The 310-nt window shown below is 60.6% G+C and carries 1 protein-coding gene; it reads right to left on the bottom strand.

The genetic code is table 11. From position 1 onward, the window contains the following. Window positions 1-21: 21 nt before the first annotated feature. On the bottom strand, window positions 22-270 hold the full coding sequence (locus EN807_RS34120; RefSeq protein ID WP_127226112.1) for a DUF1127 domain-containing protein: 249 nt from the start codon (window positions 268-270) through the stop codon (window positions 22-24). Between the last annotated feature and the right edge of the window lie 40 nt (window positions 271-310).

The following is a 310-nucleotide window of genomic DNA, read 5'->3' as shown; positions in this document are numbered from 1 at the left end:
CAATCGAGCCGCCGATAGGCATCACTCCCAGAATGCCCTGATGCCTTCGCGATGGGCGTCGCAGCGCGAGATGCCGATATCCTTGAGCTGCTCGTCCGTCATCTCCAGCAGTGCCAAGCGACCACGCCGGCGGTCCAGCATGCGGTTGATCTGCCGTGCGAGAGAACGGAGCACGACCAGCACGCGACCGACGAAGCCGCGCTGAATCAGCAGATCGGCCTGTGCACCAAAAGCCGGCCCGGCATGGCGAATTGTCTCGATTGTATCCATTGTCGTTCTGCCTTGTCTCGATTGTACCTTTCAATCGCGG

Source organism: Mesorhizobium sp. M5C.F.Ca.ET.164.01.1.1, from assembly GCF_004792125.1.
Taxonomy (GTDB): domain Bacteria; phylum Pseudomonadota; class Alphaproteobacteria; order Rhizobiales; family Rhizobiaceae; genus Mesorhizobium; species Mesorhizobium wenxiniae.
The sequence above is the reverse complement of the archived record's forward strand: the minus strand, read 5'-3'. Positions and strand labels throughout refer to the sequence as shown.

What these genes read in the sequence shown, in the direction of transcription:
- EN807_RS34120 (WP_127226112.1), bottom strand. Translation starts at nt 270, where the DNA reads ATGGATACAATCGAGACAATTCGCCATGCCGGGCCGGCTTTTGGTGCA.